11 protein-coding genes are annotated in these 12,977 nt (G+C 73.4%); 8 read left to right on the top strand and 3 right to left on the bottom strand.

What is annotated here, in order from left to right; genetic code table 11:
• Window positions 1-42 precede the first annotated feature (42 nt).
• Both DMB38_RS14890 and DMB38_RS14885 read right to left on the bottom strand, forming a co-directional pair.
• Window positions 43-1,842 carry a bifunctional metallophosphatase/5'-nucleotidase gene (locus tag DMB38_RS14890; protein WP_125935600.1) on the bottom strand — a complete coding sequence of 600 codons (1,800 nt, stop codon included), beginning with the start codon at window positions 1,840-1,842 and terminating at the stop codon, window positions 43-45.
• Between the two features lie 222 nt (window positions 1,843-2,064).
• The gene (locus DMB38_RS14885) at window positions 2,065-3,012 is read right to left on the bottom strand and encodes a sigma-70 family RNA polymerase sigma factor (protein ID WP_125935599.1); all 948 of its coding nucleotides are present in this window, start codon (window positions 3,010-3,012) and stop codon (window positions 2,065-2,067) included.
• 104 nt (window positions 3,013-3,116) lie between these two features.
• Here DMB38_RS14885 and DMB38_RS14880 point away from each other — a divergent pair, with 104 nt between their 5' ends.
• The 3 genes from DMB38_RS14880 to DMB38_RS14870 all read left to right on the top strand — a co-directional run bounded on the left by DMB38_RS14880 (window position 3,117) and on the right by DMB38_RS14870 (window position 5,492).
• On the top strand, window positions 3,117-3,953 hold the full coding sequence (locus DMB38_RS14880) for an NAD(P)H-binding protein (protein WP_125935598.1): 837 nt from the start codon (window positions 3,117-3,119) through the stop codon (window positions 3,951-3,953).
• Between the two features lie 374 nt (window positions 3,954-4,327).
• Complete coding sequence (locus DMB38_RS14875; RefSeq protein WP_125935597.1) at window positions 4,328-4,705, top strand: hypothetical protein; 378 nt, start codon at window positions 4,328-4,330, stop codon at window positions 4,703-4,705.
• A gap of 43 nt (window positions 4,706-4,748) precedes the next feature.
• Window positions 4,749-5,492, top strand: a complete 744-nt coding sequence (locus DMB38_RS14870) for a class I SAM-dependent methyltransferase (RefSeq protein WP_125935596.1) — start codon at window positions 4,749-4,751, stop codon at window positions 5,490-5,492.
• A gap of 321 nt (window positions 5,493-5,813) precedes the next feature.
• Here DMB38_RS14870 and DMB38_RS14865 read toward each other — a convergent pair whose 3' ends face one another.
• Window positions 5,814-7,091, bottom strand: coding sequence for an ROK family transcriptional regulator (locus tag DMB38_RS14865; RefSeq protein WP_125939043.1), 1,278 nt, complete (start codon window positions 7,089-7,091; stop codon window positions 5,814-5,816).
• A 170-nt stretch (window positions 7,092-7,261) separates the two neighbouring features.
• Here DMB38_RS14865 and DMB38_RS14860 point away from each other — a divergent pair, with 170 nt between their 5' ends.
• The 5 genes from DMB38_RS14860 to DMB38_RS14840 are packed head-to-tail and all read left to right on the top strand — an operon-like array spanning window position 7,262 to window position 12,963.
• Entirely contained in the window at window positions 7,262-8,755 is a 1,494-nt protein-coding gene (locus DMB38_RS14860; protein ID WP_125935595.1) for a sugar ABC transporter ATP-binding protein, read from the top strand.
• Complete coding sequence (locus DMB38_RS14855) at window positions 8,752-9,804, top strand: ABC transporter permease (protein ID WP_125935594.1); 1,053 nt, start codon at window positions 8,752-8,754, stop codon at window positions 9,802-9,804. Before DMB38_RS14860 ends, DMB38_RS14855 begins: the two co-directional genes overlap by 4 nt.
• Window positions 9,801-10,853 (top strand): ABC transporter permease, encoded by a 1,053-nt coding sequence (locus tag DMB38_RS14850; RefSeq protein ID WP_125935593.1) that lies wholly within the window; start codon window positions 9,801-9,803, stop codon window positions 10,851-10,853. The genes DMB38_RS14855 and DMB38_RS14850 overlap by 4 nt, the downstream gene beginning before the upstream one ends.
• Window positions 10,850-12,094, top strand: coding sequence for a substrate-binding domain-containing protein (locus tag DMB38_RS14845; protein ID WP_125935592.1), 1,245 nt, complete (start codon window positions 10,850-10,852; stop codon window positions 12,092-12,094). The genes DMB38_RS14850 and DMB38_RS14845 overlap by 4 nt, the downstream gene beginning before the upstream one ends.
• Window positions 12,094-12,963 carry a sugar phosphate isomerase/epimerase gene (locus DMB38_RS14840; protein ID WP_206337695.1) on the top strand — a complete coding sequence of 290 codons (870 nt, stop codon included), beginning with the start codon at window positions 12,094-12,096 and terminating at the stop codon, window positions 12,961-12,963. The genes DMB38_RS14845 and DMB38_RS14840 overlap by 1 nt, the downstream gene beginning before the upstream one ends.
• Window positions 12,964-12,977 lie beyond the last annotated feature (14 nt).

Raw genomic sequence — 12,977 nt, 5'->3', positions numbered from 1 at the left:
AGGGGCGTACGCCCTACCGGCCGGCCGTTGCCGTCCGGCTCCTTACTGCTGCACGGCGATGCGCGCCGGCGACGGCGGCGCCAGCGGGGCCTCGGGCGCGCTGGCGTTCTGCAGGTGCGTGACGAGGGCGGCGGTGTCCGTCATGTCGCCGCCCTGCCGGTCCGTACCGTCCCTGAACGCCGTGAACCCGTCGCCGCCCTCGCCGAGGAACTCGCTGACGGTGACCCGGTACTCCCGGTCGGCCACGATCGGTTCGCCCGCGACCCGTACGCTCGCCGCGTCGAGCCGTGCCCCGCCCTCGCGGCGCAGGTCCACCGCGTACGACAGCTCCGCCGACGGCTGGAGGAACCGGGGGCTCGACTCGTTGGCGCCGGAGAAGCCGTTCCGCAGCGCCTCGACCACCTGCTCGCCGGTGAGCGTCATCGTCACGATCGCGGACTCGAACGGCGAGACGCGGAACGCCTCCGCGTACGTCACCACCCCGTCGCCCTCGTCGCCGGACGACCCGTACGTGAGGTCCCCGCGGATCCCGCCCGGCTGGATGAAGCCGATCTCCGCGCCGTTGCCGCGGGTGGCTTCCGCCAGCCCGTCGGCGATCACGCCGCCGAGCGGCCGTTCCGGCGCGGACGAGCCGCGGCCCGGCAGGTCGGCGGTGATGTAGCCGACGGGCTTGTTCTCCAGCTCGGCGGAGCGCTCGCGCCAGGTGCCGATGAGCTTCGCCATCGCCGGGTCCTGCGGGGCGGAGGTGAGGACGGGGTGGTTGGCGGCCTCCACGGTGCCGCGGAGCACGTCGCCGGTCCCCGGGTCGAGGGCGAAGCGCAGGTCGGTGTACGTACGGCCGAAGGACGCGGCCTGCGTGACGACGCGCGGATCGCCGGCGGGGTCGGCGACGGTGCACACGTACGGCTCGTGCGAGTGCCCGCTGAGGACCACGTCGACGTCCGGCGTGAACGACTCGGCGAGCTTGCGGATCGGCTGCCCCAGCTTCGCTGCGGGGCCGCCCTCGTCGCAGTCCTCGTTGTACGGGATGCTCCCGCCGTGGTTGCCGCCCTCGTGCAGGACGACGGTCTGGGCGGTGACGCCCATCTCGGTCAGCTCGCGCGAGTAGCGGTCGACGGTCTCGACCTCGTCGTGGAACTCCACGTCGCGGATGCGCGCGGCGGAGATCGCGTCGGGCGCGTTCTCGGTGATCAGCCCGATGAAGCCGATGCGCTGGCCGCCGGGCAGGGTCTTGACCGAGTACGGCGGCAGCAGCGGCTCGGTGCTGCCCTTGCGGGTGACGTTGGCGGCGAGGTACGGGAAGTCCGCGCCGTCGTACGGCTCGTCCGGCACGGCGCAGCCGTCGGCGGGGTGGCAGCCGCCGTGCGCGATGCGGAGGAGTTCCTGGGGGCCCTCGTCGAACTCGTGGTTGCCGACGGACGCGACGTCGAGGCCGAGTTCCTCCAGGGCGTCGATGGTCGGCTCGTCGTGGAAGTTGGCGGAGAGCAGCGGGCTGCCGCCGATGAGGTCGCCTGCGCCCACGGTGAGGGAGTTGGGCTGCCCCTCGCGGGCGTCCTTGAGGAGGGAGGCGAGCCCGGCGACGCCGCCGGCCTGGGTGCGTACCATGTCGCCTGAGTCGGTGACCCGGGAGACGGTGCCGGCGGGGCCGTCGACGGGGTCGAGATTGCCGTGCAGGTCGTTGAGGGCGAGGAGTTGGACGGGCACGGGGGGCTGCTGGGCGGCCGGCTCGGTGGCCGCGGAAGGCCCGGTCCAGGAGAGCAGGGAGAGCCCCAGGACCGCGGCGGCGCCGGCGGCCAGCGTGCGGCGGCGCGGGACCGCCGGGCGGGCTTTCATGATCAACATGGCGCACACCGTAGGGCGGTGCGACGTGCCGGCGGGACCGGTGGGCGGGCTGCCACCCGGGGGAGGGGCGAGCTTCACCCGTTGGGGGGGCGGGTGTTGGGGGGCGGGCCGCGGGCGTGCGCCGGGGGCGCCGGGGGTGATGCGGCTCCGCCCGGCGCCGGGGGTCGTGCGGCCCCGCGCCCGGCGCCGGTGGCGCCCCCGGAGGCAGTCCCCGGCCCGCGCTCACCCCTCCGGCACGCCCAGCTCCACGCCCCGCAGCCGGTCCGCGTCCGCGATGACGTCGATCTCCGTGATCAGCCCGTCCGCCACCGTGAAGCGCAGCAGCAGCCGCATCCGCCCCAGGGGCGCCATGACGAGGCCCACGCCGCCGTCGATCAGCGCGGGACCGGTGAACTGAGCCCGGCCCGCGGCGGCCATCGCACCCTGCGCCACCGGCGTCGCGCCGCGCACCTCGACCGGCTCCGGCGTGGGGATCGCCGCGCGGTCGGCCCGTAGCACCACGTCGGGGTGGAGAAGGGACACGAGCGCCTCGAAGTCCCCGCCGCGCGTCGCGGCCAGGAACGCGTCCACGACCCGCCGCCTGCGCCGCAGGTCCTCCCCCGGCGCGGCGGCGGGCGCCGCCCCGCCCCGTACGCGCCGGCGGGCGCGGCTCGCGAGCTGGCGGGCGGCGGCGGGGGTGCGCTCCAGCATCGGCCCGATCTCGTCGAAGGGGACGGCGAACATGTCGTGCAGCACGAACGCGAGCCGCTCCGCGGGCGCCAGCGTGTCCAGGACGACGAGCAGCGCGACGCCCACGGAGTCGGCGAGCAGCGCCTCCTCCTCGGGGTCGCGGAGCCCGGGGGCGCGGTCGGAGGCGCGGTCCCGGGTTTCCGGGGCGGCGGCGCCGCCCTCGTACCCGTGCTCCAGCGGCTCCTCCCGCCGGAACCTGCGCGACCGCAGCATGTTCAGGCAGATGCGCGACACGACGGTGACGAGCCAGGCGGCCAGGTCCTCGATCGCGTCGGCGTCGGACCGGCTCAGCCGCAGCCAGGTCTCCTGCACGGCGTCGTCGGCCTCCGCGGCCGACCCCAGCATCCGGTACGCCACGGCGCGCAGCCGGCTCCGCTCCGCCTCGAAGCGCTCGGCCAGACGATCGGCCGCACGCCCCTCGGGAAACTTCTGCTCGTCCATCCGTCACATCCCTCACTCGCGGGGGGTCCCTGCAGTAGACCCCATCCGACCTGCGGGTTGTGATCGGGGGGCACGCGTACGACAGCGAACCACCTGGAGTGATCATGACGTCAGCCATTCTGCTCACCGGCGGCACCGGCACCCTCGGCCGGCTCGTCGCACCGCGGCTGCTCGCCTCGGGCGCCGCGCTGCGGATCCTGAGCCGGCAGCCGCAGCCGGCGGGTGCCGCGGCCGGTGGCGTGGCCGGTGAGGGCGTCGAGTACGTCACGGGCGACCTCACCACCGGGGAGGGCGCGGCGGCGGCGGTCGCGGGCGCGGACGTGATCGTCCACTGCGCGGGCACCTCCAAGGGCGACGACGTGAAGACCCGGCACCTGGTCGACGCCGCCGCGGCCGCGGGGAAGGCGCACTTCGTCTACATCTCCGTCGTCGGCGCCGACCGCACCCCGGTCGTCAGCGGCCTCGACCGCGCGATGTTCGGCTACGTGGCCGCGAAGCGGGCCTCCGAGGAGATCGTCGCCGGTTCCGGCCTGCCGTGGACGACGCTGCGCGCCACCCAGTTCCACGAGCTGACGCTGACGACGGCGCGCGCGATGGCCCGTATGCCGGTGCTCCCGGCCCCCTCCGGCTTCCGCATCCAGCCGATCGCCGCGGTGGAGGTCGCCGACCGCCTGGCGGAACTGGCGCTCGCGGAGCCCGCGGGGCTGGTGGCGGAGATGGGCGGCCCGCGCACGTACGACATGAAGGACCTCCTCCGCGGCTACCTGAAGGCCACGGGCAGGCGCCGCCCGGTCATGCCGATGCGCCTGCCGGGGAAGGCGGCGGCGGCGTTCCGCGCGGGCGCCAACCTGACCCCCGATCACGCGGTGGGGCAGCAGACGTGGGAGGAGTTCCTGGCGGCGGGCCGCCGGCCGCCCGGCGCGCCGCAGACGCGCCCTTGAGTAAGCAGAGACAGGTTTCGACACGTCGCCCCCTCCCCGCCCGCCTGCGAGTGTCGGTCGGCGAGGGGCCGGTCCGGGGCCGGACCGACGAATTCTGTTTCGCTTCCGGAGCGTGGGAACCGGCCCCGTCGGCACGGGAGTTGAAGCGGCTGCATACGGCCGCAGGGGTGCGTATGCTGGGAGTGCAGGCGCTCACAAGCGTGATCTTCACTACGCGGTGTGACCGGAAGGTGTTGTATGCCCGTCCGGAGTTTCAGGTGCTCGGCCCGCAGTTCCCCGCGTCCGCCGACCAGCACTGAGCGGATCTCATCGTGACCGGTGGGGGAGACCGAGGCGGCGGCCGGCGGGCCCTGACGAGCCGGGATCAGGCCCTCGTGCTGCTCGTCTTCCTCGCCAAGGGCGACCCGTTCGCCCAGCGCCCGGTCCACGACCTGACCGGTGCCCGCGCCGGCGGCATCGCCGCCGCGGTCACCGACGCCGGCATCGAGACCACCGCCGACTCCGGCTGCCAGGGCGCCGGCGGCACCATCCGCACTCCGGTCAAGCGACCAGCCGGAAAGGGTCACAACGGCTGGGAGAAAGAAGCGAGTACCGCCCGGGCCACGTTGCGCGCCCCCGTGGAACGGGGCTTCGTCGCGCGCAAACGCCGGCGCGTGCTCGACCGAGTCCGCATCAGCCCCAACGGGATCACCCCGCTGCTGCACGCGCTATTCGTCATCCAACGGAAGAAGGCGTCTGTCGCAGAGGCGTAGATGAGATCCGCTCAGTGCACGGTGCTCGGGAAAGGGAGCAGTCATGCCGGATAATTCCGCAGAAACCACCTTCGCCTGGGACGACGTCGACTACGAGTCGATCTACCAGGGCAAGCCACCCGTCGAGGGTTCCGACGTCTCCTTAAAGGCCACGCCGTGGGACATCGGGGAGGCGCAGCCGGCCGTCGTCGAGCTGGAACGGTCGGGGAAGTTCAGCGGCGAGGTCCTCGATGCGGGGTGCGGCCTCGGCGAGAACGCGATGTTCCTCGCCGGCAAGGGATACCGGGTCACCGGGATCGACGCGTCGACGACCGCGCTGGACCAGGCCCGGCAGCGGGCCACCGAGCGCGGCCTCGAGGTGGAGTTCGTCCAGTCCGACGCGACCAGGCTCGAGGAGCTGGCCGACGAGCGCTTCACCACGGTGCTGGACAGCGCGCTCTACCACTGCCTCACCCCGGAACAGCAGCGCACCTACGCCGCGACGCTGCGCCGGGTCGCCAAGCCCGGCGCCCACCTGCACCTGTTCTGCGACTGCGGCCGGGGCGGTTTCCGGCTGCCGCAGTCGATCAGTGAGGAGGACCTGCGCGCGAGGGTGGGACCGCACTGGGACATCCTGGACATCGAGCCCGCGCGTTACGTCACCGCGTTCACCAAGGAGAGCATCGCCGCGATGGACCTGAAGCGGCTCGCCTCCATCGGCCTCACCGTCAAGCCGGACGAGATCGAGGTCGACGAGCGGGGCCGGGCCATCGGGCAGGTGTGGTACCTGCACGCGGTGCGCCGCTGAGCCGGGAGTTCGCCACCTCGGCGAGGTAGCCGAGCGCGTCGGTCGCCGGTTTCGGGCAGGATGCCGCGGGGCGGATCCCGCCGATGCCGCGCCGCGGCCGCACGGCATCAGAGCCGGACACCCCTGATGCCGGCGCCGGCCCCCGGCGGCACCCTCACACCCGCCCCAGGGTATGCGCCCGGTGTGACATGTGGCGGGCAGCAGGCTGCTGAGCTGGTACGTCGTGTCTGTGCGGGCCCGGTGCGGTGAGTTCGTCTCACCGGTCTCATCGCCGCCGGAGCCCGCGCCCGCCTCCGTACGCCGCGATCGGGGACCCGGCGCTCAACCACCCACCCCCGCCAGCGCCATGTCCACCTGCCTCGGTGACAGCGCATGCTCGATCGCCAGAATCCCCGCCCCGATCGCCGCCGCGTTCTCCCCCGTCCTGCTCGGCTCGATCTGCAGCACATGCGTCGCCAGCGGGTGCGACCTCCGGTACACCGCCTCCCTCACCCCGGCCAGCAACTGGTCGTGCACCGCCGCCAGGGCGCCGCCGACCACCACCGTCTCCGGGTTGAAGAAGTTCACGAGACCCGCGAGGACCTCGCCCACCGCGCGGCCCGCCTCGCGGACCATGCGGACCGCCTCGCGGTTGCCCTCCTTCACCAGGCGGACCACGTCCAGGCCCGCCGACGCCTCCAGGCCCAGCTCCCGGAGGCGGACCGCCAGGGCCGCGCCGCCCGCGATGGCCTCCAGGCAGCCCGAGTTGCCGCAGCGGCACAGCTCCTCGCGTTCGCCTACGCGGATGTGGCCGATGTCGCCCGCCGAGCCCTGCGCGCCCCGGTGCAGCCGGCCGTCGGCGATGATGCCGCAGCCGATGCCCGTGCCCACCTTCAGGTAGAGCAGGTACGACGTGTCCGGGAAGGCGCGGCGCTGTTCCGCCAGGGCCATGACGTTCACGTCGTTGTCCACCAGCGCGCGGACGCCGAAGCGCTCGTCGAAGAACTCCGGGATCGGGAACTGGTGCCACCCCGGCATGATCGGCGGGTCCACCGGGCGGCCGGTGGAGAACTCCACCGGGCCCGGCACGCCCGCGCCGATGGAGCGGAGCGTCTTGGGGTCCCGGCCGGCCTCCTCCAGGAGCCGCTGCATCGTCCGTTCGACGTGGCCGAGAACGGCCTCCGGGCCGTCCGCGATCGTCAGCGGGTCCTCGCGGACCGCGAGCAGCGTGCCGCCGATGTCCAGCAGCGCGACCCGGCAGTGCGAGGCGCCCAGGTCGACGCCGGCGACGGCGTGTTCTCGCGTGCGCAGGGAGAGGCGGCGCGGGGGGCGGCCGCCGGTGGAGCCGGCTTCCGCGTCCTCGTCGACGAAGCCGTGCGCGATCAGCGCGTCGACCCGCTGGGAGACGGTGGAGCGGGCGAGGCCCGTGAGCCGGGCTATCTCGGCACGGGTGGCGGCGGCGCCGGAGCTGATCAGCGCCAGCACCTCGCCGGGGGACTGGCCCGCGGGCGGGCTGTACGGCGGGGTGCCGGGCGGGCCCCCGGGCGGCGCTCCAGGCGGCGTCCCGGGCGTGCCGGGGGGCGGCGTGCCGGAGGCCGACGGCCGCGGCGGTGGCGGCATCGGCGAGGAAGACGAAGAAGCGGCTGTCACATCGACCACCTTAGAGACCGCCAAGAGCACCAACAAGACCTTCTTTGTTCGACATTCGGCCAAAGTCTTTGCCAACTCATCAGCGAAAGCCCTTGCTTAGGCTCTTGACAGTCCAAAGAAGCCTGGGGACTCTGCCTTTCATGCTGACGATGCAGGACGTGTCCAAGAGCTTTCTCGGGGTGCGGGTGCTGCACGGGGTGTCGCTCGACCTCGAACCGGGTGAAGTCCACGCCCTGGTGGGGGAGAACGGCGCGGGCAAGTCGACGCTGATGAAGGTGCTCGCCGGGGAGTACGCCCCCGACGAGGGCACCATCACGCTCGACGGCACGGTGCACGCGTTCTCGCACCCCGTACAGGCCCAGGCCGCCGGGATCGGTCTCATCCATCAGGAGTTCGCGCTGCTCCCGCACCGCACCGTCGCGGAGAACGTCTTCCTCGGCCGCGAGCCGGTACACCGCGGGCTCGTCGACCGGCGCGCCATGGAGCGCCGCACCGCCGAGCTCCTCGCCGAGCTGGACGAGACCGGAATCGCCCCCCACACCCAGGTCAAGGACCTCTCGGTGGCCCGCCAGCAGACGGTGGAGATCGTCAAGGCGCTGGCGGCGTCCGATGTCCGTGTGCTTGTCATGGACGAGCCGACCGCACCGCTGGCCGACCACGAGGTCGAACTCCTCTACGCGCTCATCCGCCGCCTCGCCGCCCGCGGCATCGGCATCCTCTACATCAGCCACCGCCTCCGCGAGGTCTTCGACCTCTCCCGCCGCATCACCGTCCTCAAGGACGGCCGCAAGGTCGCCACCCTCACCACCGCGGAGACCACCCCCGACGACGTCGTCCGGGCCATGGTCGGCCGCGAGCTGGGGTCCTACTATCCGCCCCGCGCCCGCGCCGAGGAGATCGGCGAGCCGCTGCTGACCACGGCGGGCGCCGGCAACGAGCGCCTCTCCGGCATCGACCTCACCCTCAGGGCCGGCGAAGTCACCGGTGTCGCCGGGCTCCAGGGTTCGGGCCGGACCTCCCTCGTACGGGCCCTCTTCGGCGCCGCGCCCTTCACCCGCGGCAGCATGACCGTCGCCGGCCGCCCGCTGCGCCCCGGCAGCCCCCGGCAGGCCATCCGCGGCGGCGTCGCGCTGGTCACCGAGGACCGCAAGGGCGAGGGCCTGGTCCTCCACCAGTCCGTACGGGACAACGCCCTCCTCGTCACCCGCGCCGTGCACGGCGGCGGTGTGCAGGCCGGGGAGGTCTCCGGGCTGCTCGACCGCGTCAACCTCCGCTCCCGCGGCCACGACCAGGAGGTCCAGTACCTCTCCGGCGGCAACCAGCAGAAGGTCGTCATCGCCAAGTGGCTCGCCGCCCGGCCCCGGGTGCTGCTCTTCGACGAGCCGACCCGCGGCGTCGACGTCGGCGCCAAGGCCGCCATCCACACCCTCGTCCGCGAACTCGCCCGCGACGGCATGGCCGTCCTCATCGTCTCCTCCGAACTGCCCGAGCTGATCGGCATGAGCGACCGCATCCTCGTCATGGCCGACGGCACCTTCGCCGGCGAACTGCCCGCCGGGGCGGGCGAAGAGGACATCATGCGGCTCGCCACCCGGGACGCGTCGGGCACGGCCCCCGAGGGGAGTGCCGCATGACCGCCGTACGGACCGACGCCCCGGCCCCGGCCGCAGCGCGCCGGCTGCCCGGAGCCGGCCGGCTGAAGGTCACCGACCCCGTCGTCGGCGTCTGGCTGGCCGCCGCCGCGGTCACGCTCATCGGCTGGATCGTCGTCACCATCGACGGCGGCCAGTTCATGACCCAGTCCAACTTCACCGGCATCCTGCAGAACTCGGTCGCCCTCGGCCTGGTCGCCGTCGGCCAGTCCGCGGTGATCCTCACCGGCTCGCTCGACCTCTCCGTCGCGTACCTCATCAGCCTGGGCACGCTGGTGGCCGCCGAGACGATGGAGGGCGGCAGCGTCGTCACGGCGGTGCTCGCCGTGCTCGCGCTCTCCGCCGCGGTCGGGCTCGCCAACGGCCTCATCGTCACGGGCCTGAAGGTCAACGCCTTCATCGCCACCCTCGGCATGGCGTTCATCCTGCGCGGCTACATCGAGGACAACTACACCGGACCCGCGGGCGACGTGCCCGCGTCCTTCCAGCGCCTGGGCTACGACCGGATCGGCTTCATCCCGGTCTCCGTCTTCCTCCTGATCGCCGTGGCCGCCGTGCTCTGGCTGATCACCAAACGCACGCGCCTGGGCCACCACATGTACGCCACCGGCGGCGACGAGCACGCCGCCCGCCTCTCCGGCGTACGCACCAAGCGCACCGTCATCTACGCGCACGTGCTCTGCGCCCTGTGCGTCGGCGCCGCCGCCCTCTTCCTCGCCTCCCGGCTCGGCGCCGGCGCCCCCTGGGCGGGCACCGAGGCGCGCTACGACCTCGACTCCATCGCCGCCGTCGTGCTCGGCGGCACCGCGCTGGCCGGCGGCCGCGGCGGCGTGGCGGGGACCCTCGGCGGAGTGCTGCTGCTCTCCGTGCTGGACAGCATCTTCAACCAGCTCTCCGTCGACCCCTTCTTCAAGAACGTCGTCCGCGGCGTCGTCATCATCGCCGCCGTCGCCCTCTACGCCCGCCCGTTCCGGCGCCGGGCCAAGGAGCGGGACGCGGCGCGGGCCGACGAGAAGGGAGCGCTCGCATGACGACGACCACCCCGTCCGCGACGACGAGCGTGTTCGCCAGCGCCGGCCGCCGCCTCGGCACCGGTGCCCCGGTCTACGTCCTCCTCGCCGTGCTGCTCGCCGCGCTGGCGATCACCGACCCCGGGTTCTACGAGCCCGACTCCTTCCTCGCGTTCGTCAAGCGCGCCGCCCCGCTGGTGATCCTCGCCGCGGGCCAGTACATGGTCATCGTCTCCGGCGGCTTCGACCTCTCCGTCGGCGCGGTGGTCACGGCGGGCGTCGTCGCCGGGGCCGAGTTCTACGGCTCGTACCCGGACGCGCCCTGGCTGCTGGTCACCGCCGGACTGCTGCTCGCCGGAGCGATCGTCGGCCTGGTCAACGGGCTCATCACCACCGTGCTGCTGGTGCCGTCGTTCATCACCACGCTCGGCATGATGCTCATCCTCGAAGGCGCCGTCTTCTACTGGACCGGCGGCTCCCCCCAGGGCGTACTGCCGGAGAGCTTCCGCACCTTCGGCCGCGGCGAGGCCGGGGGCTGGCTGCCGTGGGCGGTGCTCGCGTGCCTCGCGGTCGGTGCGATCGCCGTGTGGCTGATGCGCTCCGACTTCGGCCGTACGCTCCTGGCCACCGGCGACAACGAGCGCGCCGCCGCGCTCGCGGGCGTGCGCGTACCCCGCGCGCGCACCCTCGCGTTCGTGCTCTCCGGCACCGCCGCGGCGCTCGCCGCGGTCCTCGTCGCCGGCTTCTCCGGGGTCTCGGCGCAGGCCGGCCGGGGGCTTGAGTTCGAGGCGATCACCGCCGTCGTGCTCGGCGGGGTCATCCTCGGCGGCGGCCGCGGCTCGGTCGTCGCCGCCATGGCCGGGGCGTTCTCGCTCCAGGCGCTCTTCACGCTCCTCAACCTCCAGGGCGTCTCCGGCGCGCTGGAGTCCACGGTCCAGGGATTCATCGTCATCGCGGCCGTCGGCCTCGGCGCCACCGGTACCTCGGGCTTCTCCCGGCTGCGCCCGCGCCGTACCGCACCACCACCCTCCGCTCCTACCACGCCCTCGGAAGGGAAGTCCTCCTCATGAGCCGTACGCGCCGCACGACCCGCCCCGGCGCTCGCCACCGCTTGGCCGCACCGGCCGCCGCGCTGCTGGCCGCAGCGCTGCTCGCCTCCTGCTCGTCGGACGCGCCGAAGGACGACCTGGCCGACGACCCCGCCGCCTCCGAGCAGGCGGAGGACGGCGGCAAGCAGTCGGAGTTCTTCGACCAGGCGGACTACGACCGGCAGTTGGAGCTCACCAAGGCGACCCCCGAGGGCCCCGAGGGCAAGCCCTGGGAGCAGATGCTCGATCCGCAGTCGGGCGGGATGGTCGACACCTCCGAGTACGCCATGAAGGGCGGCGTCGAGGGGGCGAAGCTGTGCTTCTCCAACGCCGGTGTCTTCAACCCCTGGCGGCAGGTGGGCCTGAAGACGATGAAGGCGGAGGTCGCGCAGCACGACGAGATCGCCGACTTCACCGTCCTGGACGCGCAGGGCAAGGACGACAAGCAGATCTCCGACATCCAGGAGCTGTCGGGGCAGAACTGCGACGCGCTGATCGTCTCGCCGAACACCACCGCCACCCTCACCCCCGCCGTCGAGGAGGCGTGCGGCAAGATCCCGGTGATCGTCTTCGACCGCGGCGTGGAGACCGACTGCGCCGTCACGTTCATCAGCCCCATCGGCGGCTACGCCTACGGCGCCGCCGCCGCGGACTTCCTGGTGGACGAGGTGGACAAGGGCGGCAAGATCGTGGCGCTGCGCATCTCGCCCGGCGTGGACGTGCTGGAGACCCGCTGGTCGGCCGCGGAGATCGCGTTCGAGAAGGCCGGACTCGACGTGGTCGAGGTGAAGTTCACCGACGGCGACCCGTCGAAGGCCAAGTCGATCGTCTCCGACGCCATCGCGCGCCACGGCCAGATCGACGGCGTGTGGATGGACTCCGGCGCCACCTCGGTCGCGGCCGTCGAGGCGTTCGAGGACGCGGGCGAGGACATTCCGCCGATCACCGGCGAGGACCAGCAGGACTTCCTCCAGGCGTGGAAGGACAAGGACCTCACCGCCATCGCGCCCGCGTACCCGACGTTCCAGTGGCGTACGCCCGTGATCGCCGCGCTCAAGATCCTGGCCGGCGAGGAGGTCCCGAAGGAGTGGACCCTGCCGCAGCCGGTGGTCACCGAGGAGAACTTCGACGAGTACTACAAGGAGGGCATGCCCCCGCTGCACTACGGCGCCTGCGGCTGCGAGGACCTGCCCGGCTACCCCGGCGACTGGGGCGGTGAGTGATGCCGGCCGGAAGACGGCTGATCGGCGCCAACCCGTGGATCTGGCACTCCCCGGTGACCGAGCGCGCGCTGGCCGGGGTGCTGCCGCGGCTGGCGGACTGGGGGTTCGACTGCGCGGAGCTGCCGCTGGAGCAGCCGGGTGACTGGCAGCCGGCCGCCGCGGCGAAGCTGCTCGACGGCAACGGCCTGGCCGCGGCCGCGGTGCTCGCCGTGATGCCGCCGGAGCGCGGGCTCGTCCGCGCCGAGCCGCTGGCGGTCCGTAGCACGCAGGACTACCTGCGCCGCTGCGTGGACGCCGCGCGGGAGATCGGCGCCCCGGTGGTCGCCGGGCCGATGTACGCCGCGGTGGGCAGGACCTGGCGGATGGACGCGGACGAGCGGACGGCGGCGTACGCGGAGTGGCGGGACAACATCGCGCCGGTCGTCGCGCACGCCGCGGCCGCCGGGGTGCTGCTGGCCGTCGAGCCGCTCAACCGGTACGAGACGAGCCTGCTCAACACCGTCGCGCAGACCGTGACGGCGCTGGACGGGCTCCCCGGCGAGACGATCGGGGTCGCCCTCGACACGTACCACCAGAACATCGAGGAGCGCTCCCTGCCCGGCGCCGTGCGCGCGGCGGCGGGGCGGATCGCGCACGTCCAGGTGTGCGCCAACGACCGGGGCGCGCCCGGCGCGGACCACCTGGACTGGCCCGGTTTCCTCGGCGCGCTGGACGAGGCGGGCTACCGCGGGCCGCTGTGCATCGAGTCGTTCACGGCGCACAACGCGACCATCGCGGTGGCCGCGTCGGTGTGGCGGGCGCTGGCGCCGAGCCAGGACGCCATCGCCGTCGAAGGACTCGCCTTCCTGCGCCGCGCCTTACGCACCTGACGCACCCGCACCGT

Origin of the sequence: Streptomyces sp. WAC 06738, from assembly GCF_003945505.1 — a bacterium.
GTDB lineage: Bacteria > Actinomycetota > Actinomycetes > Streptomycetales > Streptomycetaceae > Streptomyces.
Note: the sequence above shows the minus strand (reverse complement) of the source record. Positions and strands in the feature narration are given on the sequence as shown.